General features: G+C 69.9%; 15 protein-coding genes. 8 read left to right on the forward strand and 7 right to left on the reverse strand.

What is annotated here, in order from left to right:
• Positions 1-14 precede the first annotated feature (14 nt).
• The 4 genes from ACQP1O_RS42315 to ACQP1O_RS42330 form a co-directional block, all read right to left on the reverse strand.
• Positions 15-998 (reverse strand): SCO2521 family protein, encoded by a 984-nt coding sequence (locus ACQP1O_RS42315; RefSeq protein ID WP_433563835.1) that lies wholly within the window; start codon positions 996-998, stop codon positions 15-17.
• Between the two features lie 89 nt (positions 999-1,087).
• On the reverse strand, positions 1,088-2,137 hold the full coding sequence (locus tag ACQP1O_RS42320) for an SCO2522 family protein (RefSeq protein ID WP_433563836.1): 1,050 nt from the start codon (positions 2,135-2,137) through the stop codon (positions 1,088-1,090).
• Positions 2,134-3,066 carry an SCO2523 family variant P-loop protein gene (locus ACQP1O_RS42325; RefSeq protein ID WP_354840877.1) on the reverse strand — a complete coding sequence of 311 codons (933 nt, stop codon included), beginning with the start codon at positions 3,064-3,066 and terminating at the stop codon, positions 2,134-2,136. The genes ACQP1O_RS42320 and ACQP1O_RS42325 overlap by 4 nt, the downstream gene beginning before the upstream one ends.
• On the reverse strand, positions 3,063-4,943 hold the full coding sequence (locus tag ACQP1O_RS42330; protein WP_433563837.1) for an SCO2524 family protein: 1,881 nt from the start codon (positions 4,941-4,943) through the stop codon (positions 3,063-3,065). The genes ACQP1O_RS42325 and ACQP1O_RS42330 overlap by 4 nt, the downstream gene beginning before the upstream one ends.
• Before the next feature lie 195 nt (positions 4,944-5,138).
• Between ACQP1O_RS42330 and ACQP1O_RS42335 the strand changes: the two genes are divergently transcribed.
• Genes ACQP1O_RS42335 through ACQP1O_RS42345 form a run of 3 tightly spaced genes read left to right on the forward strand, consistent with a single transcriptional unit; the run spans position 5,139 to position 8,150 of the window.
• Positions 5,139-6,044: a carbohydrate ABC transporter permease gene (locus tag ACQP1O_RS42335; protein ID WP_433563838.1), complete on the forward strand. Its 906-nt coding sequence runs from the start codon at positions 5,139-5,141 to the stop codon at positions 6,042-6,044.
• Entirely contained in the window at positions 6,034-6,864 is an 831-nt protein-coding gene (locus ACQP1O_RS42340) for a carbohydrate ABC transporter permease (RefSeq protein WP_433563839.1), read from the forward strand. The genes ACQP1O_RS42335 and ACQP1O_RS42340 overlap by 11 nt, the downstream gene beginning before the upstream one ends.
• A gap of 11 nt (positions 6,865-6,875) precedes the next feature.
• Positions 6,876-8,150: an extracellular solute-binding protein gene (locus ACQP1O_RS42345; RefSeq protein WP_433567988.1), complete on the forward strand. Its 1,275-nt coding sequence runs from the start codon at positions 6,876-6,878 to the stop codon at positions 8,148-8,150.
• 7 nt (positions 8,151-8,157) lie between these two features.
• On the opposite strand, the gene ACQP1O_RS42350 is transcribed toward ACQP1O_RS42345, so the two are convergent.
• Positions 8,158-9,075 (reverse strand): DNA-3-methyladenine glycosylase family protein, encoded by a 918-nt coding sequence (locus ACQP1O_RS42350; RefSeq protein WP_433567989.1) that lies wholly within the window; start codon positions 9,073-9,075, stop codon positions 8,158-8,160.
• A gap of 320 nt (positions 9,076-9,395) precedes the next feature.
• On the reverse strand, positions 9,396-12,167 hold the full coding sequence (locus ACQP1O_RS42355) for an FAD-binding and (Fe-S)-binding domain-containing protein (protein ID WP_433563840.1): 2,772 nt from the start codon (positions 12,165-12,167) through the stop codon (positions 9,396-9,398).
• Positions 12,168-12,343: 176 nt separating this feature from the next.
• Here ACQP1O_RS42355 and ACQP1O_RS42360 point away from each other — a divergent pair, with 176 nt between their 5' ends.
• The 5 genes from ACQP1O_RS42360 to ACQP1O_RS42380 all read left to right on the forward strand — a co-directional run bounded on the left by ACQP1O_RS42360 (position 12,344) and on the right by ACQP1O_RS42380 (position 17,935).
• A complete protein-coding gene (locus tag ACQP1O_RS42360; RefSeq protein ID WP_433563841.1) occupies positions 12,344-14,224 on the forward strand; it encodes an ABC transporter ATP-binding protein in 1,881 nt (626 codons plus the stop codon).
• A gap of 96 nt (positions 14,225-14,320) precedes the next feature.
• Positions 14,321-15,286, forward strand: coding sequence for a class I SAM-dependent methyltransferase (locus ACQP1O_RS42365; RefSeq protein ID WP_433563842.1), 966 nt, complete (start codon positions 14,321-14,323; stop codon positions 15,284-15,286).
• 187 nt (positions 15,287-15,473) lie between these two features.
• The gene (locus tag ACQP1O_RS42370; protein WP_433563843.1) at positions 15,474-15,944 is read left to right on the forward strand and encodes a hypothetical protein; all 471 of its coding nucleotides are present in this window, start codon (positions 15,474-15,476) and stop codon (positions 15,942-15,944) included.
• 51 nt (positions 15,945-15,995) lie between these two features.
• Positions 15,996-17,069 (forward strand): DNA polymerase IV, encoded by a 1,074-nt coding sequence (locus ACQP1O_RS42375; RefSeq protein ID WP_433567990.1) that lies wholly within the window; start codon positions 15,996-15,998, stop codon positions 17,067-17,069.
• 29 nt (positions 17,070-17,098) lie between these two features.
• Positions 17,099-17,935, forward strand: a complete 837-nt coding sequence (locus ACQP1O_RS42380) for an enoyl-CoA hydratase/isomerase family protein (RefSeq protein WP_433563844.1) — start codon at positions 17,099-17,101, stop codon at positions 17,933-17,935.
• Between the two features lie 73 nt (positions 17,936-18,008).
• On the opposite strand, the gene ACQP1O_RS42385 is transcribed toward ACQP1O_RS42380, so the two are convergent.
• A complete protein-coding gene (locus tag ACQP1O_RS42385) occupies positions 18,009-18,830 on the reverse strand; it encodes an alpha/beta fold hydrolase (protein WP_433563845.1) in 822 nt (273 codons plus the stop codon).
• Between the last annotated feature and the right edge of the window lie 49 nt (positions 18,831-18,879).

Consider the following 18,879-nt stretch of genomic DNA (forward strand, 5'->3'; position numbering starts at 1 on the left):
GCCGGATTCGCCTGTCACCACTGGACGGTGCTGATCTTGGCGCTGCGCAGCGCCGCCAGGGTCGCCACCGCCAGCCGATCGCGCAGATGTCCCACCTGCGCGGTCCACTGCCGGGTGAAGCCCGGATCGGACTCCAGCCGCGTCCACAGTTCGCGCAGCCGGGGCGGGGTGTGGGCACCCGGCATCCACAGGTGCACCAGCTGTTCGAGCAGCGGCGCCAGCTCGGCGGACGGATCACGTTCGGGCATGGGACGATCCGCCTCGGACAGTGCCGCGCCCAGGGTGGACAGCAGCCAGTCGTGAACGGCCAGATCCTCGCAGAAGCGTTGCACCGCACCCAGATCCCGGGCGGTCGGCACCATGATCCGCACCGACCGGGTGTGCTCGTCCTCGAGCCGGAAGGCGAACAGGGTGCGCCCGCGCACGGTGCCGCCCACCGGCGGCGCGACCCGCGCGGCCCAGCGCAGCCGGGTGGCGCTGGACCGCACCGGCGGCTCCTGATCCAGGCGTGGATCGGTGCGCACGCGGGTGAGCAGCCGGTCGCTGACCGAGCCCAGGTCCAGGGTGGTGGCGCCGGAGCCCTCCAGGAACCCCTCGGTGAGATCGACCGCGGCCGCGGCGTCGTCGGCGATGCGGTGCCACACCTCCAACGTCCCCACCTGATCCAGGTAGTGCGACCAGGGCCGCCGATTCTTGTCGGCCGTCCGCACCACCGTGGAACAGGCCGAACTCTGGATCACCCGGCCGCCCACCAGGATCGCGTGCGCAGCCACCGTCCCGATGGCGCGGCTGTCCGATCCGGACACCGTGGCCAGCTTGCAGTCCACCCCGACGGCGGAACCCGGCGAGATCGCCAGGGCCAGCGGTCGCTCCCGCATCAGTACCCGCTGCCCGGGCAGCAGTGACAGCAGCGCTGTCGCCTCCCGCGCCGCCAGTCCCCCCGCAGTGGGCAGCAGTGCCGTGCGTACCTCCCCCAGCAGCACCAGCGGATCACTCATGTCGCCGCCTCGCTGCGCTCAGCTCCGCCATGCGCGATGCGCACTGAGCCCGTGGTTCGCTCGCTGCGCTCACTCACGTGGCGGCCACCTCAGACGTCACCCAGGAAGATGTGGTTCAACCGGTGGGTGGCCCGACGCGGCACCTGCACCGGAATCCGTTCGCCCGCACCGCGTTCGGCAAGCTTCGCCTGCACATCGTCATCGAGTTGCAGGTGGTCGAGGATGACCCGCACGGCGTGCTCGATGCCCAGGTAGCTGTAGGGCAGCACCGAGAGCGCCCGATAGGCCGCGAAGGGTTTGGCCTTGGGATTCAGTTTCACCACCGCGGGCAGCCGGGACCAGTCGCTGGGCCACGGCTCCTCCCAGGGCACCGGCGCCGCCACCATGGCGCCCTCGTTGCGAATCAGGCCCAGCCGCAGCAACTGCCAGATGGCGGCCAGGAAGGGGCAGGACCAGAGCACGCGCTCGACCTGCTGGTCGCCCTCTTCCTCCAGGCGGCGGCTCCACAGCTGCACATCCAGGAAGATGGAGTGATTGCGTGCGCCGAATTCCTCCGGCGGCCGGTAGCGGGAGATGCGCATGGCCTGTCCCGCATCGAATTCCGAGGATCGGCGGCCATTGCAGAGCCAGCCGGACTCGACGGTGGGCGGGCGGCGGCCGGTGCTGTCGCGCTCGGGTTCGGCGACGATGCGGGCGGCCATCATCTCCGCCAGCCGCACCGGCTCGCCGACCGGTTCGCCGTCCTGGAACGACGGCACCTCGGCGCAGCCCGCCTCGCGCGCCAGATAGTCGATGCGCACACCGCATTCCTCCGCCGCGGCCAGCAGTTTCTCCAGCACCTGGCGCGGGTCGGCGGTTCGCCGGGCATCGCGCGGGTGGTTGGCGGTGCGGGTCCAGAAGTAGTCGTCGACCAGGAAGCAGGTGCTGACCCGCGCGCCCGCCCCGAATTCCGCTTCGGCAGCGGCGATCTGGGTCTGGACGATGGGCGCCACCTTGCGCAGCTGGGCATGGATCCGGTCGACGCCGTTGACCAGCTCGTCCATATAGAAGTGCCCGACCTCGATGGACAGATGCGAGAGCGGCTGGCCGGCCACGCGATTGCGTTCGCCCGCCTCGCTGTAGTCGGTCGCGGAGCTCATCGGCGCACCTCCACCTGTTCCCAGACGGCGTCGTTCATGAGTTTCTCGGTGAGCAGGCGAAATGCGGCCACGGTCTCGGCATTGGCGACGTGGGCGGCCACATCCACATCCAGGATCACCTGTTCCCGGCACTGCAGCATCGGTTCCACCGGGATCTTGCCCAGTATCCCGCTCTCGCCCATGCCGTGCCGGTTGGCCGCGCGGGTCAGGGTGTTGTGTTGTTCCTGCAGCCAGGCGGCCTGGGCCGGGCGGAGGCCGGCGGTCAGGTTGAGTTCGGGCACCGCGGTGCGGACGAAGCGCAGCGAATTCAGCAGTTCGGCCCGGTCGTGTCCCCAGGCCTCGCCGACGGCCAGTACGCCGTGCTCGTCGTGGACCAGGCCGCGGGCGGCGGCGATGTGCTGGCGGGTCCAGCGGTGGAAGATGAGCCAGCGGCACACCGCGCGGGACAGCTGCGGATGCCGGGTCGCGCTGAGCGCGAGGGCCAGGGCGATGGATCGGCCCGCGCTCAGATCGACGAAGGTGACATTGAATTCCTGTTCGCAGGTGGCGAACAGCGCGGCGCAGCGATCGATCATGCGCTCGTCGAGCGTGGTGAACTCGGAGCCGCCGAGATCGCCGGGGAACAGCACCAGGCGACCGGAGGGATGCCGGGACCGGCTCAGTTCCATCCGGTCGGTCTCGGAGCGCACACTCAGCCGCGCGGGCGTCCCGTTCTCGTCGAGCAGATAGGCGTGCAGGCCCGTTCCGTCGCGGACCCCGTTGTCGATCCGGCTGATCTCGAAAGTGCCTCCCGCGGTGGGGGATCCGAAATCGAAGTCCAGATAGGCGACCTTGTACCCCTTCATGCTCAGCCAGTAGGCCATATTGCAGCTGGTGACCGAGCGGCCGGTGCCGCCCTTGTCCGAAGAGGAGAACACGAGCACGGTCACACGCTCCTGGTGGCGTCGAACCGGGCGTAGGCGAGCTCGTCCAGTTCCAAGAGGGCCTGCGAGGCGAGACTGACTGCGGTGCCGGGGCGCTCGTCGACGAGCGTGCGGGCCCGTTCGAGGCGCTGCTCGGCCAGGGCCAGCGCGGTGCGGCCGGCCGACACGTCGGTCTCGTTCAGCTCCAGCATCTCCCGGTTGAGCAGGTGTTCGGCCTCGGTCAGCAACTCCATGGCCCGGGTCACCGAGGTCGGCGCCCGCAGCGGCGGTTCCCGGTACAGGCGCGCGGCGGTCACCATGCACTCGACTACGCGCTCGGTGAGATACCAGGAGGGCAGGTGGTTTTCGGGGCCGCCGAAGATGCGACTGGGATCGTCCCACAGGCCGGTGGCCGGTCCTTCGCGGAAGGCGCGCAGGTCGAGGTGGTCCATGGTGGCCTGGGCCAGTGTCATCAGCTGGTCTCGGGTCTCGATGGTGCCGGAGAGCCGCGCGGCCTGCAGGGTGCGTTTCAAAAGGACGGTGGCGTAGTCGGAGACCGTCCACAGCAGCAGCGGGCCGTCCAGCGCCTCACTGCCCAGCAGGCGCAGACTCACGCCCGGCGTGTGCATGGTGCGGGCCGGATCGTCGGCGGTGAAGCGGCGCACGATACGGCCGCGGCGGGCCAGCTCGTCGAAAATCGTTGCGGCGCGGTCCAGATCGTCGTCATTGGCCTCGCGGTTGAGCAGATCCTGCATGAGCACCGCGGAGACGATGAGACTGAAGTAGTCCGATTCCTCGCCGTCGGAGGTGCGCCACGGAATGTCCTCGAGCGGCCAGCGCCCGGTGCCGAAGCGCGCCACCGCCGCCCAGTAGCGCTGGGCCAGATCCCAGCGCAGCTGCAGGGCCTCGGCCAGGCGGCGCTGCTGGGCGTTGAGCAGGTCGAGTTCACGGGTGCGCACCGAGGTGAGGTCGTTGATGCCGTCCAGCGCCACCACGGTGAAGTGCAGGTAGGGCCGGGCGACGGCATGACCGGGCTGATCCGCGATGGGCATGTCCACGAAGTCGATGGGCGCGGCCTTGCGCACAATGGCCCAGCTCCAACCACATTCGAACAGCATGTCGCCGCTGTCCAGGTCGACGCCCTCCACCTGGCTGAGGGTGGCGTCGTTGCGCAGCCGGATCCGCACCCGATCCAGGCGCTGCTGCACGGCGTGCACCACCGCGTCGGGGGAGCCGCCGGTCTGGTTGAGCATCGACAGCATGGCCTGCCCGGCGGCGGATCTGGGCGAGACCGTATTCACGACGAAGCTGCGGATCAGGCCCACCATGGCGGCGGTGAGCCGGACATTGATGAGCGCGTCGAGCGCCTCGATGCGCGGGCCCAGTTCCACGGCGAGCTTGATCCGCCGGCCCACGGCCAGCTCGGCGACCGGGCCGCTGAATCCGCGCAGGAACTTCAGCGCGGCCAGGCACAGGGTCAGCGACATGGAATAGGAGTCGACGACCTCGAGGGTGCGCTGCGTCGGGGTCGGCTCGGCGCCGTCGGAGGAGGCCAGGTAGCTGCCCGCGGCGAAATTCGGCAGGACGGCATCGGAGTCGGGGTCGCGGTCGGTGTGGCGGTCGATGTACTGCTCGAGCAGCCAGACCACGCGCTCGCCGATCCGCAGGCCATTGTCGCCGAGGGGGGAGAGCACCTCGCGGATGTCGTCGGCGAGCTCGTCGGGATGCTCCAGCCCGAAGCCGTCGATCTCGGTCGCCGGGTACAGCAGGCACAGCAGCTGTTCGGCGTCGCTGATGGAGTTGGAGCCGTCGCGGCCGCCCCACACCCACTCGCCATCCCGATAACACGCGGTCAGCAGCGACCGCCAGACTCCGAGGATCTGTTCCCGTGGCTTGATTCTCATCGACGCCGTCCCCTGCCCTGTCGTGGCCAGCCTCGCCGTCATAGCTATGAACGGGCGCGGCACAAACTATCATGCGCCGCCGCGCGGCACCGGGTGGGACGCCGTCTCGAAATCGCATCGCGCACAGGGCAATATCGGGCAGATCGGGCGTGGGAGGGCGGGGTCGCCGGGAGCGGGCCGGTAGCGTCGCTGATCATGGATCGGACGGTTCGCCGCGGTTCGGCCCGGCGCAGACAGGCGGCGGTGAGTTATGCGCTGCTGCTGCCGAGCCTGATCGGGGTCGGGTGTTTCCTGCTGGTGCCGATCGCGGTGGTGTTGTGGCTGAGTGTGCACAGCTGGAATCTGCTGGGGCCCATCGAATTCACCGGGGCGAGCAACTGGCGGTCGGTGCTGGGGGATCGGCAGTTCGGGCATTCGCTGCTGGTGACGCTGGCGTTGACGGCGCTGGTGGTGCCGGCGCAGACGGCGCTGGGGTTCGCGGTGGCGGCCGTGCTGGCGCGGCGCGGGCGGGGCGGGACCGTATTGCGGGTGGTGTACGCGCTGCCGTGGATGTGTGCGCCGGTGGCGGTGGGGGTGGTGTGGCAGTGGATCTTCGCACCCACGGGCGGGGCGTTGAACGCGCTGCTGGGGCGGCGGGTGGAGTGGCTGAGTTCGCCGACACTGGCGCTGCCGGCGGTGGCCACGGTGATCGTGTGGATGAATGTCGGTTATGTGGCCTTGTTCTTCGTGGCCGGGATCAGGGCCATACCCGGGGAGATCCTGGACGCGGGCGCGCTGGACGGGGCCACCGGCCGGCGGCGCATTCGCTGGCTGATCCTGCCGCTGCTGCGCCCGACCATGTTCTTCGTACTGGTCACCGGGGTGGTGAGCGTCTTCCAGACCTTCGACGCGGTGTACGCGCTCACCCGAGGCGGGCCCGACCACCACACGGATGTGGTTGCCATGCGGATGTATTCGGAGGCCTTCGAGGCCGCGCATCCGGGGCGGGCCGCGGTCATGGCGGTGGTGGTGTTCGCGGTCATGTTCGTGATCACGGTGGCGCAGCACCACTACTTCCGGGATCGGACCGAACGCGGGGAGGCCGAGCGTTATGAGTACTGAACGGCGGGCGACGGCCCGGGCCGTCGCGGCGTACGCGGTGCTTATCCTCGGGGCGCTGCTGGCGGTGGCGCCGCTGGTGCTCAGTGCGCTGACCGCGGTCAAGACGCCGAAGCAGTTCGCGAGCGAATCCGCCCTGGCCGCACCTCATCCCGCGACGCTGGACAACTTCCGCACGGTACTGGACCAGGGGCTGGGACGGGCCGTCGCGGTCACCGCCCTGATGACGGTCTGCATCACCTGTGGGCAGCTGGTCACCTCGACCATGGCGGCATACGCCTTCGCGCGCACCAGTTTTCCCGGTCGTGACGTGCTGTTCTGGGTGTATCTCGGGACCATGATGGTACCCAGCGCGGTCACCCTGGTGCCGCTGTACCTGATGTTCGCGAAGCTGGGCCGGCTCAACAGTTTCTGGGCGCTGGTGCTGCCGTTCCTGTTCGGCTCGCCGTACGCGATTTTCCTACTGCGCCAGTACTTCCGGGCCATTCCGGGGGAGATCATCGATGCGGCGCGGACGGACGGGGCCTCGACCCTCGACATCCTGGTGAGCGTCGTGGTGCCGATGAGCAGGCCGATCCTGGCCACGCTCGCCATCATCACCGTGGTCTCACAGTGGAACAGCTTCATGTGGCCGCTGGTCGCCGCGTCGGGCCCGAAATGGCAGGTGCTGACCGTGGCCACGGCGAGTATGCAGACCCGGTACAACGCCCAGTGGACGCTGATCATGGCCGCCACCACGCTGGCGATCGCTCCACTTGTGCTGTTGTTCGTGGTGTTCCAGCGGCAGGTCCTGGCCTCCATCGCGGTGACGGGGATCAAATGACGAGGATCGGGATCAAAGATTCGACCCGGGCCGTACTCGGGCTGGTGGTGGTCGCGGTGCTGCTGGTGGCCGCGGCCCTGTGGCTGGGCCGCGATACGGCGAGCGACGGGCGCACGGTGGTGCGGCTGCGGATCTGGGATCAGAGTTTCGTCTCCGCGTATCGGGCCTCACTCGACGAGTTCCAGCGCGCCAATCCTGATGTCGAGGTGCGAATCACGCTGGTGCCGTGGGCTTCCTACGGGCAGAAGCTGCGGCTGGATGTGGCGGGCGGGATCGCCGACGACCTGTTCTGGACCAACCTCTACGAGGACTACGCCGACAGCGGGCACCTGATGGATATCGGTGCGGCACTGGGACCGCAGGCGGCCCGAGCCTGGGACCCGCAGGCCGTCACGCAGTACACACGCTCCGGAAAGCTGTGGGCGGTACCGCAATTCGTGGACGGCGGGACGGCCGTGTACCTGAACCGGGACCTGCTGGCACAGGCCGGGGTCGATCCGGGCGAGGTCACGGCGGCACACTGGAGCCCCGACCCGGCGCGGGATACCTTCCGGCCGCTGCTGCGGCGGTTGGCCCCGGTATCGCAGTGGCCGTACAACGCCGCCAACGACTTTCAATCCATCACCCTGCCGTATCTGGGCTCGGCGGGCGGGCAGCTCCAGCGCGACGGCCGGTTCGCCTTCGATTCCCCGCAGGGACGGAACGCCTTCGGCTACACGGTGGGGCTGGTCGCCGACCGGCTCTCCCCCTCGGCCGCGGACACCAATACCAGCGGCGACTTCGCCAAGAACGCCTTCCTGCAGGGCCGTATGGCGCTCTTCCAGTCGGGCACCTTCAATCTGGCCACGATTGCCCAGAATGCCGGATTCCAATGGGGATTGGCCATCATTCCCGAGGGTCCGGCCGGGCGGGTGAGCGCCAACAATGCGATCGGGCTCGCGGGCAATGCCGCCACCCCGCACCCCGCGGCGGCGCGGCGGGTGCTGGCCTGGCTCGGCAGTGCGGCGGGCAACCGCTACCTCGGCATCGACGGGGCGACGATTCCGGCCGTGGTGTCCGAACAGCAGGTGTACCGGGACTACTGGGCGCGGCACGGAGTGGACGTGTCACCATTCTTCGATGTGTTGCGCGGCAGGGAGATCGCGGCGGGCGGGGGCGCGGGATTCCCGGCCGCCCTGGACGCGATGACGCCGATCTTCGACGAGATGTACCTGGGCCGCATCCCCGTGGCGGAAGCGCTGACCCGGGCGCAGCAGGAGGCCGACGCGGCGGCCGCGCAGCAGTGATCGGCGCTCAGATGCGGCTGTGATCGGTATAGGGCGTGCGTGGGCCGAACTTGGGTTTGCGCGCGAACCCGGCCAGGCCGAGCAGCCGCACGGCGCGATATCGGTGCGGGCGCAGGGGTTCCAGGTATTCGACCATCTCGTCGTCGTCGATCGGCCGATCGAGCAGCGTCCAGCCGACAGTGGCCGCGAGATGAAAATCGCCCACCGACAGGGCATCCGGATCACCGAAGGCGCGCTGGGCGATCTCGGCTGCCGTCCACACCCCGATCCCGGGCACGGTGCGCAGCCGCTGCGCGGCGTCGGCGTGGCTCAGCCCGGCGGCCTGTTCCAGTTCGGGCGCGATACGCGCCGCCAGCACAATGGTTTTCGAACGCTGCGGGCCGACATTGGCGCGGTGGTAGACCCACGACGGAATATGCCGCCAGGTCTCGGCGTCGGGCATGATCCGCAGGCCCTGCGGGGCCGGACCTGGGGCCGGAGTTCCGTAGCGCCACACCAGTTTCCGCCAGGAGTCGTGGGCGGTCTTGGTGTGCACCTTCTGCTCCAGCACCGCCGGGACCAGCGCCTCCCACACCAGGCCGGTGCGCAGCATGCGCAGACCCGGATTGCGGCGGTGCGCCTCGGCGACCTTGGGGTGCTCGGGAGCGAAGTCGCTGAGGTCCTCGTCCAGGCAGAGCATGCCGGGGAGCCCCGCCAGGAACTCCTCCGCGCCCGGACCCCACGCGCGGGCGTCGACCGTCTGCCGATCGAGTTGCCGCAGCCGGTAGGTGACCTCCCCCGAGGGCAGCCGGGAGGCGTGCCAATGCGAGCCGTCAGGGGTCTCGCGGTGACAGGGATCGCCGAAGCCGCGGCGCAGCGGGGAGATGGTGGCGGCCAGATCCAGCGGCCGATCCGAGCGGAGAGTGCGGGCGCGCTCGACGGTCATCCGATCGATTCCGGGCGGCGCTGAAGTCACCGCGCCATTCTATTGTTAACGCGAAGATCGGCGGCGGCGATGTTCATTCCGATTGTCTTGGTTGCTCGGCAAACGTATGGCATTCACCACTGGAGGTACTCGGCGTGATCACCAACCTGATCAATTTCCTGCTCGGTGTCTGGGGAAACATCTTCGCCGGTAGTAGTGGTTACCGGATTGCGCCCGGCACGCTGCCGTTCGGCAGCTGAAGATGAGGGAAGGGGCACCCGCCACGGCGGGTGCCCCTTCATCTGTGCCGGCCCGTGCCGATTACGGCCCGTCTCCGCCGGTTACGGCCGGTCCAGCAGGAACTGGGCCAGGTGACGGGACGGGCGGCCGGCCAGCTGTGCGGCCTGGGTCCGGCAGGAGAAACCATCGGCGATCAAGATCGAATTCGGGGGCGCCGCACGCAGTGCCGGGAGCAGGCCGTTCTCGGCGACCGCGACCGATACGTCGTAGTGGCCTCGCTGCATTCCGAAATTTCCAGCAAGTCCACAGCATCCGGTGATCTCGATCACTTTCGCACCGGTGCCGCGCAGTATTCGGCGATCGGCCGCGAACCCCAGCACGGCGTGCTGGTGACAGTGCGGCTGCACCAGCACGGTGTGGCCGCTGCGGTCCGGCGGCCGCCAGCCGCGCTCGCCCTCCAGGAATTCCGACAGGGTGCGTACCGCACCCGCCACGGCGGCCGCCCGCGGATCCTCCGGCAGCAGGCGCGGGAGATCGTCGCGCAGCGCCGCCGTGCACGACGGTTCCAGCCCGACCACCACCCCACCCGCGCCGACATGCGCGGCCAGGGCATCGACGGTGGCGCGCAGCCGCTTCCGCGCGCCGTTCAGCTGGCCGGTGCTGATCCAGGTGAGACCACAGCAGACCCGGGAGCCGGGGATACGCACCCGATGACCCAGTGATTCGATCAATTCCACGGCGGCACCGGCGATCTCGGGATCGAAGGCGTCGGTGAAGGTGTCGATCCACAGCATCACCCCGGGTGCGGAGTCGCCGGTGCGCACCGGCTGCCGCCAGGAACGCCGAAAACTCCTGTGCGCCACGGTGGGTACCTCGCGACGCGGATCCATTCCGGACAGCCGCAGGCCGAGGCGGCGCAGCGGTCCGGCCGCACCGAGCGCGTTCACCAGCCGGGGGAACCGCGTCGCCGGTCCGAGCCACCGCGGCAGCAGGCCCAGGGTGTAGTGGTCGATCGGGCGCGGCCGGTGCCGATAACGGCGGTACAGCGTCTCCGACTTGTAGGTCGCCATGTCGACGCCGGCGGGGCAGTCGGCATGGCATGCCTTGCAGGACAGGCAGAGATCCAGCGACTCGGCGACGGCCTCGGACCGCCAATCCAGCGCGCCCCGGACCACCTCCTGCAGCACCCGGGCCCGGCCGCGGGTGCTGTCCTTCTCATCGGCGGTGGCCAGATACGACGGGCACATGAACCCGCCCGCAGCGCGGGTGTCGGCACGGCACTTGCCGACTCCGACGCAACGATGCACGGCCGTGGCCAGATCGCTGTCGGCGGGGAAGGCGAAACCGCCGGTCGTGGGTAGCGGGCGCAGCCCGGCCAGGCGCAGGTCGGCATCGATCGGGCGGGGGTGCACGAGCACGCCGGGATTCAGCACGGCGTCGGGGTCGAACAGCGCCTTGAAGCCCGCGAAGGCGTCGAGGGCCTCCCGGGAGTACATGAACCGCAACAGATCCGAACGCGCCCGGCCGTCGCCGTGCTCACCCGAGAGCGAGCCGCCGAACTGCACCACCTGCCGGGCCGCGTCCTCGAGGAAGCTCCGGAAGCGTTGCGGCGCATCGGCTATCGGCAGATCCAGGCGCACGTGGATGCAGCCGTCACCGAAATGGCCGTAGAGCAGGCCGTCCAGGCCGTGGTCCCGGAGGAGCGTCTCGAATTCCCGCAGGTAGTCGCCGAGGCGATCGGGCGGCACGGCGGCGTCCTCCCAGCCCGGCCAGGCCGGGCGGCCGTCCGGGGTGCGGCCGGCCAGCCCGGCGCCGTCGGCACGGATGCTCCAGAGCGCCTGCGCCTCGACCGGGTCGGTGACCACGCGGGAATCCAGCGCGTGCGCGCGCCCGCGCAGCAGCTCCGCCTTGTCCCGTGCCTGTTCCGTTGTCTCACCGTCGATTTCGATCAACAGCCAGCCGCCGCCGCGCGGCAGGTCGGGCACCCCGCCGCGATGGGCACGCACCACGTCGACCAGGCGCGCGTCCATGCCCTCCACGGCAATGGGTCGCGCCGCCATGATCGCGGCGATATCGTCGGCGGCCGCCGGCATATCCGGGTAGCCGAGCGCCACCAGCACGGTCGCCGCGGGCACCGGAACCAGCCCGACGGTGGCGTCCAGCAGCAGACCGCAGGTGCCCTCGGTGCCGACGAAGGCCTTCGCCACCGACGAACCGCGTTCCGGCAGTAGATGTTCCAGCGCGTATCCGGACGCCTGCCGCTCGAACCGGCCCAGCTCGGTGCGGATGAGCGCCAGCCGGCTGCGGGTGAACTCGGGCAGGCCCGCGAGCACGGACAGGTCCTCGCCCAGCGTGCGCTCGATGCCCGTCCCGTCGAGAATCCGCAACTCGCGCACCGTATCCGAGGTGCGGCCCCAGGCCACCGCGCGCGGACCGCAGGCATTGTTGCCGATCATCCCGCCCAGCGTGCAACGGTTCTGGGTGGACGGGTCCGGGCCGAAGCGCAGCCCGTGCGCGCCCGCGCGCCGCTGCAGCGCGGCCAGCACCACCCCGGGCTGCACCCGTGCGGTGCGGCTCTCGGGATCGAGGTCGAGGATGGCGTTCATATGGCGGCTGAAGTCCAGCACCAGACCCGGTCCGATGGCATTGCCCGCCACCGAGGTACCCGCCCCGCGCGCGGTCACGGTCAGCCCCTCCGCGCGCGCCACGTCCAGGGTCGCCCGCACATCGGCCGCATCGCGCGGGAAGACCACACCGCGCGGGAGGATCCGGTAGTTCGAGGCGTCCGAGGAGTACTCGGCCCGCCGCCGGGGGCCGGTGTCGACCTCACCGGTGATCACCCCGCGCAACGCTCGCTCCCACGCCTCGCTCACGCCCCAACCCTATGCGCGCCATCGCGAGGCTTCGCCGATCCGGCCCGGTGACGGGCGGCGGATTTCGCTCAGCGCGAACCTCTGGACTGGGCGGATGGACTTGATCTCAACCTTTGTTGAGGTATTAATGTCGGTGCTGCGGGGTTCGATGGACCCCGGACCGGTGAGGAGCGGGGATGAGTATCGAATCCGTGGCGTGGAATCAGCTGTATCGGCAGATGAACGCGCCCACAGAGCAGCGACCGCTGCGGTTGGCCACTGCCCGGCGGATCCTCGCCTTCGCGCGGCCACACCATCGGCAGCTGGTGGCGTTCCTGGTATTCAGCATCCTGTCGGCACTGCTGGCGGTGGCGACCCCCGTCCTGGCCGGGCGAGTGGTCGACGCCATCGTCGGGCACGGCGCGCCGCGCACGGTGATCGCGCTGGCCGCGGTCATCGCGGCGGTTGCGGTGCTGGATGCCGGGTTGGGGTTGGTGATCAGGTGGTTGTCGGCGCGCATCGGAGAGGGGCTCATCTTCGATCTGCGCACCGCGGTGTTCGATCACGTACAGAAGATGCCGATCGCGTTCTTCACGCGCACCCGGACCGGCGCACTGGTGAGCCGGCTCAACAATGACGTTATCGGGGCGCAACGCGCGTTCAGCACCACCCTGTCCGGGGTCGTCACCAACCTGGTCACCCTCGCGCTCACGCTGGCCGTGATGCTGCGGCTGTCGTGGCAGATCACCCTGCTCGCCCTGGTCCTGCTGCCGGTCTTCGTCGTCCCCGCCCGGCGCATGGGCGAGCGGCTCGCCGGCATCCAGCGCGAGGCGGCCGGGCTGAACGCGGCCATGAGCACCCAGATGACCGAGCGGTTCTCCGCGCCGGGCGCGACGCTGGTCAAACTGTTCGGCCGGCCGCGGCAGGAGTCCGCGGAGTTCGGGCTGCGGGCCGGGCGGGTGCGCGATATCGGGGTGCGCACGGCCATGCTGCAGACGGTGTTCGTCACCGCGCTCACCCTGGTCTCGGCGCTGGCGCTGGCCCTGGTCTACGGGCTCGGCGGCTATCTGGCGCTGGAGGGTGAGCTGGAACCCGGTGCGGTGGTGGCCCTTTCGCTGCTGCTGACCCGGCTCTACTCGCCGCTCACCGCGCTGGCCAGCGCCCGGGTGGATGTGATGTCGGCGCTGGTGAGCTTCGAGCGGGTCTTCGAGGTGCTGGATCTGAAACCGCTGATCGAGGATTCGCCGCTGGCGGTGCCGGTGCCCGGGGGCCCGGTGGCGGTGGAGCTGGACGGCGTCACCTTCGGCTACCCATCGGCAGACAAGGTCTCGCTGGCCTCGCTGGAGGATGTGGCCACGCTGGACACCCGCGGCGGTGAGGAGGTGCTGCACGATGTCTCGCTGCGGGCCGAGCCCGGGCAGATGGTGGCGCTGGTCGGTTCCTCCGGAGCCGGGAAATCCACCATCGCGCAATTGGTCTCGCGGCTCTACGACGTGGACTCCGGTGCGGTGCTGCTGGGCGGTATGGATGTCCGCGAGCTGACCGGGCAGTCGATTCAGGACACCGTCGGCCTGGTCACCCAGGACGGGCACCTGTTCCACGACACCATTCGCGCCAATCTGCTGCTCGCCCGCCCCGCGGCCACCGAGGACGAGCTGTGGGACGCACTGCAGCGCGCCCGGTTGCGGGAGCTGATCGAGTCGCTGCCCGACGGCCTGGACACCGTGGTCGGTGAGCGCGGCTATCGGCTCTCCGGCGGGGAACGCCAGCGCCTGACCATTGCCCGGCTGCTGCTCAAGCAGCCCCGCGTGGTGATCCTGGACGAGGCCACCGCCTCGCTGGACTCGACCTCCGAGGCCGCGGTGCAGGAGGCGCTGGCCGAGGCCCTCGACGGCCGCACCGCCCTGGTCATCGCGCACCGGCTGTCCACCATCCGCAATGCCGACCAGATCCTGGTGCTCGAGCACGGCCGCATCGTGGAACGGGGTACACACACCGAACTGCTCGCCGCGGACGGCCGCTACACCGAGCTCTACCGCACCCAGTTCGCCGATTCCGGTGCCTCGGTGACAGTCTGATCGGACCGGACACTCGGCAGTCTGATCGGACCGACCGCTTTGCCGGATCGGCAAATGCATTCGAGCCGTCCGGGTGCGCGCCGATAGCGTCGGAGTATGAGCGCTCACTCGCACGAACAGGCAGGCACACACGGACATCCGCATTCCCACGGACATCCGCATTCCCATGGACATGGGCACGGCCACGGCCACACCCACGACGGGATCGACTGGGCGGCCATGGCCGACGATCTCCGGCGCGACGACGCCATGTCGGCCGACGCCAATGCCGAGATCGCGCGGCGGCTGGTCGCCCTGATTCCGGCCGGTCCGGATGCGACCGTGCTGGACATCGGCGCGGGAGCGGGCGGCCAGAGCGTGGCATTCGCGCGGGAACTGCTGGCCCGCGGCGGCGGGAATCTGGTGATCGTGGACGCGGTGCCGGAGCTGCTCGAGGCGGCCCAGCAGGCCGTGAAGGTCGCGCTGGACGGGGACGCTCGGGTGCGGGTGCGGACCGTGCACGCCGACGCCGCGGCCGCGGACTTCGGCGCCGGGATCCCCGCCGCGGACCTGGTGTGGGCCTCGCGCATGGTGCACCACCTGCCCGATCAGCAGGCGGGCACCGCGCGCCTGGCCGGGCTGCTGCGCCCGGGCGGTTGGCTGGCACTGGCCGAGGGCGGGCTGTCGATGCGTTGCCTGCCTTGGGAACTCGGCGTCGGCGCGCCCGGACTCCAGGACCGGCTGCTGGCCCTGCGCGACGCGGGCTTCGCCCAGATGCGGGCCGACATCACCGGCGCGACCCCCATGCCCTACGGCTGGAATGTGGCGCTGAGCCGGGCCGGGCTGGCCGACGCGACCTCCTTCAGCGTGCTGATCGATCACCCTGCGCCGCCCGCGCCGGCCGTGCGCGAGAGCGTCGTCGCCTGGCTGAGCGGCTTGAGCGAGCGGGTCGGCGAACGCATCGGCGATGATGATCGGGCCACCCTGGCGGCGCTGCTGGATCCGGCCGCCGACACGTTCATCGGTGCGCGCGAGGACATTTACATTCTCGGCGCCACCACGGTCTTCCTCGGCCGCCGCTAGCCGCCACCGCGATCGCGCGGGCGAATCCGCGTTCGGGCACGATCGTGATCTGGCCGTGCCCGAACCGACACCGTGTTGTGGCCGCAGCGGCCGCTCTGACGTCCCGAAACGCCCTGCTATGCGGCATAATTCGAGCTCCCATGGCATAACCCACAAGATCGTTTCACATGCCGGGGGAGGAGTTTCGGTGACCCGTACCAAGGAGCAGCGGCACACGCCCGCGACCCGTGTCGACGATATCGAGCGCATGTTCGGCGCCCGCCGATATCCGCCCACCGCCGACACCCCTGCCATGGAACTACGGGTGACGAGCGGCACCAAACGCACCGACGACGACTGGATCGTCCCCAAACAGCTGGTGGCCGACTGTGTTTCGGGCAAGCTGGTGCTGGACTTCACCCGGGCCCGGTGCTCACGGCGGGAAATCGACATCCGGGTCGAGGCCGATGCGGGGACGGTCGTGCTGATCGTGCCGCGCGGCTGGCGGGTCGACACGGACGGCGTGCAGCCGGGCGCCGGCTCGGTGGCCAACCGGGTCAAGCTGCCGCGATTCCCGGGCGCGCCGCTGATCCGGGTCACGGGTCAGGTGGACACCGGTGCGGTGAAGGCGCGCTACGCCTACCGCTCGCCGCTCAGGTGGTTGCGCCGCTCCCGCTGACCGTTTCCGCAGATCCCGGTATTTCGGGAGACCATGCGGTATGACGGAGGGGTGACGCGCTGGCTGCTGCACGTCGACCTCGACCAATTCCAGGCCGCGGTCGAGTTCCGGCGGCATCCGGAGCTGCGCGGGCAGCCGATCATCGTGGGCGGCAGCGGCGATCCGGCCGAACCCCGCAAGGTGGTGTCCTGCGCGTCCTATCCCGCCCGGGCCTTCGGGGTGCGGGCGGGCATGCCGCTGCGCACGGCCGCGCGGGTCTGCCCCGACGGCATCTTCCTGCCCCAGGACCTCGCCGGCTACGCCGAGGCGTCCGAGGAGATCATGGCGGTGCTGCGCACCTTCCCCGCCCGGGTCGAGGTGCTCGGTTTCGACGAGGCGTTCCTGGCCGTGGACACCGAGGATCCCGAGGAACTGGCGCGCGAGATCCGGTCCGCCATTGCGGAATCGGAGCTGACCTGCGCGGTCGGCATCGGGGACAACAAGACCCGGGCCAAGCTGGCCACCGGCTTCGCCAAGGCGGTCGGCAAGTCGGCGCGGTCGGCCGACGAGCCGCCGGAGGAGCACACCGGAACCGGAATCTTCCGGCTGACCAGGGACAATTGGGTCGAGCTGATGGCGCACCGGCCCACCTCCGCGCTGTGGGGCATCGGCGCACGCATCGCGAAACGCCTGAGCGGCTTGGGGATCGAGACCGTGGCCGACCTGGCCGCGGCCGATCGGAAGGTGCTCGCGGCGGAGTTCGGCCCCAATACCGGGCCATATCTGTGGGTGCTCGGGCACGGAGCGGGCGACACGGACATCGCCGAGCCACGAGAACCGGTGGGCCACAGCCGATCCGAGACCCTCCCGCGGGATCTCACCGAACGCGCCGAGATCGATGCGGCGGTGGTGCGGCTGGCCACCCAGGTGGCCGAGGAGACCCTCGCGGCCGGGCGAGCCGTCGGGCGGGTCAGTGTCACGGTGCGTACCAAGACCTTCTTCACCCGAAGCAAGCAGCGGAAGCTATCCACACCGGCCACCGATGTGGACGAGATCGTGCAGACGGCGATCGAAGTACTGCACGCCTTCGAGCTGGATCGGCCCATCCGGTTGCTCGGAGTCCGGGTCGAGTACGCCATGCTGTGATCAGGTTCCACCCGACGGAAGGCACTCAAATGAACTCAGCACCGCGCAGCGATTCCCACAGGGGTGGCGGCGGGGCGACGGGCGGGCACGACTACGAGAACATCCTGTTCGAGCACGACGGCCCGATCGCCCGCATCACGCTGAACCGGCCGAATGCCGCCAATGGCATCGATCAGCCGCTCGCGGAGGAGCTGGAGCGCGCGGCCATCTACTGCTCGGAGGATCCGGCGGTGAAGGTCGTGGTGCTGACCGCAGCCGGACGGTTCTTCTCCGCGGGCGGCGACGTGCGGGCCATGGCCGCCAGCGCGGACACCGGGGCATTCATCGAGAAGCTGGCCGGGACCCTGCACCGGGCGGTGTCGGCGCTGGCGCGGATGGACGCGCTGCTCATCGTGGGCGTGAACGGCACCGCGGCGGGCGCGGGCATGAGCCTCGCGGTGGCCGGCGATCTGGTGGTCGCCGCCGAATCCGCCGCTTTCACCATGGCGTACACCAAGGTCGGGCTGAGCCCCGACGGCGGCGCCTCCTACTACCTGCCGCGGATCATCGGCCTGCGCAAGACCCAGGAGCTGATGCTCACCAACCGCACCCTGTCCGCCGCGGAGGCGCTGGAGTGGGGTCTGCTGCACCGGGTGGTACCCGATGCCGAGCTGACCGACGCGGTCGAGGCCCTGGCGCAGGAATTCGCCACCGGCCCCAAGGGATCCAACGCCAATGTGAAGAAGCTGCTGCTGGTGTCCGCGCAGCACACCCTCGAGGAGCAGCTGGACACCGAGGCGGCCTTCATCACCGGCTGCGCCGAATCCGCCGACGGGCAGGAGGGCATCGCCGCGTTCACCGGCAAGCGCGCACCGAAGTTCGCCTGAGGACAACGGGTTTCGCCCCCGGCCGAGGTCGGGGGCGAGTCCTGGCGGGCGCTCTCGGGCCTCGAGTTCGCCGTCAGCCCTTGATGAAGTCGAGGATCTCGGCGTTCACCTCGGCCGCGTGGGTGATGTAGAGACCGTGCCCAGCGTCGGGGTACTCCTTCAGCACCGCGTGCGGGGCCAGCTTCACGACCTGGCGGCTGGCGACATCGATCAGGATGGACTGGTCCGGAATGCCGTGCAGCAGCAGCGTCGGAACGGTCAGCGCGGCCACATCCGGGCGGTGATCGGTGGTGAACGCTTCGCGCTGCATGACCTGGATCGCGTACGGCGAGGCCGACAGGCAGCGCCTGATCTCCTCGTCGATGACCGCCTGCGTGACGCCCGGACGCAGGTGCGTGGCGAAATAGCCCTGGGACCGCTCGACGAACCACTTGGGCCGGTCGGTGCGCAGCTGTTCCAGCAGGCCCTCCAGCGCCTCGATCGGGATGCCGATCGGATTGTCGTCGGTGAGCATCATGAACGGAATCGCGGGGGCCAGCAGCGCGATTCGCGCCACCCGATCGGAACCGTGCCGGCTCAGGTAGCGCACCGTCTCACCGCCACCCGCCGAGTGCGCCACGATGGTGACATCCCGCAGGTCGAGGTGCTCGATCAGGGCGGCGACATCGTCGGCGCGGGTATCGACGTCGTAGCCGGTGGCCGGGGTGTCCGAGCGGCCGTGGCCGCGCCGGTCCATCATGACGCAGCGGTAGCCCTGCGCCAGGAAGTAGTGCATCTGGTATTCCCACTGGTCGCTGTTCAGCGTCCAGCCCGACACGAACAGGATCGGGGTGCCGGAGCCGAAGTCCTGGTAGTAGAGGGTGGTGCCGTCGGTGGTGGTCTGGAAAGTCGGCATATCCGCTGCGCTCCTTCGCATTTCGATCGCTGATTCGACAATCGCAAAG

Source organism: Nocardia sp. CA-151230, assembly GCF_050942175.1.
Taxonomy (GTDB): domain Bacteria; phylum Actinomycetota; class Actinomycetes; order Mycobacteriales; family Mycobacteriaceae; genus Nocardia.

Coding starts and splice junctions, on each gene's coding strand:
- ACQP1O_RS42315 (WP_433563835.1), bottom strand. CDS start 998: ATGAGTGATCCGCTGGTGCTGCTGGGGGAGGTACGCACGGCACTGCTG.
- ACQP1O_RS42320 (WP_433563836.1), bottom strand. CDS start 2,137: ATGAGCTCCGCGACCGACTACAGCGAGGCGGGCGAACGCAATCGCGTG.
- ACQP1O_RS42330 (WP_433563837.1), bottom strand. CDS start 4,943: ATGAGAATCAAGCCACGGGAACAGATCCTCGGAGTCTGGCGGTCGCTG.
- ACQP1O_RS42335 (WP_433563838.1), top strand. CDS start 5,139: ATGGATCGGACGGTTCGCCGCGGTTCGGCCCGGCGCAGACAGGCGGCG.
- ACQP1O_RS42340 (WP_433563839.1), top strand. CDS start 6,034: ATGAGTACTGAACGGCGGGCGACGGCCCGGGCCGTCGCGGCGTACGCG.
- ACQP1O_RS42350 (WP_433567989.1), bottom strand. CDS start 9,075: ATGACCGTCGAGCGCGCCCGCACTCTCCGCTCGGATCGGCCGCTGGAT.
- ACQP1O_RS42360 (WP_433563841.1), top strand. CDS start 12,344: ATGAGTATCGAATCCGTGGCGTGGAATCAGCTGTATCGGCAGATGAAC.
- ACQP1O_RS42365 (WP_433563842.1), top strand. CDS start 14,321: ATGAGCGCTCACTCGCACGAACAGGCAGGCACACACGGACATCCGCAT.
- ACQP1O_RS42380 (WP_433563844.1), top strand. CDS start 17,099: ATGAACTCAGCACCGCGCAGCGATTCCCACAGGGGTGGCGGCGGGGCG.
- ACQP1O_RS42385 (WP_433563845.1), bottom strand. CDS start 18,830: ATGCCGACTTTCCAGACCACCACCGACGGCACCACCCTCTACTACCAG.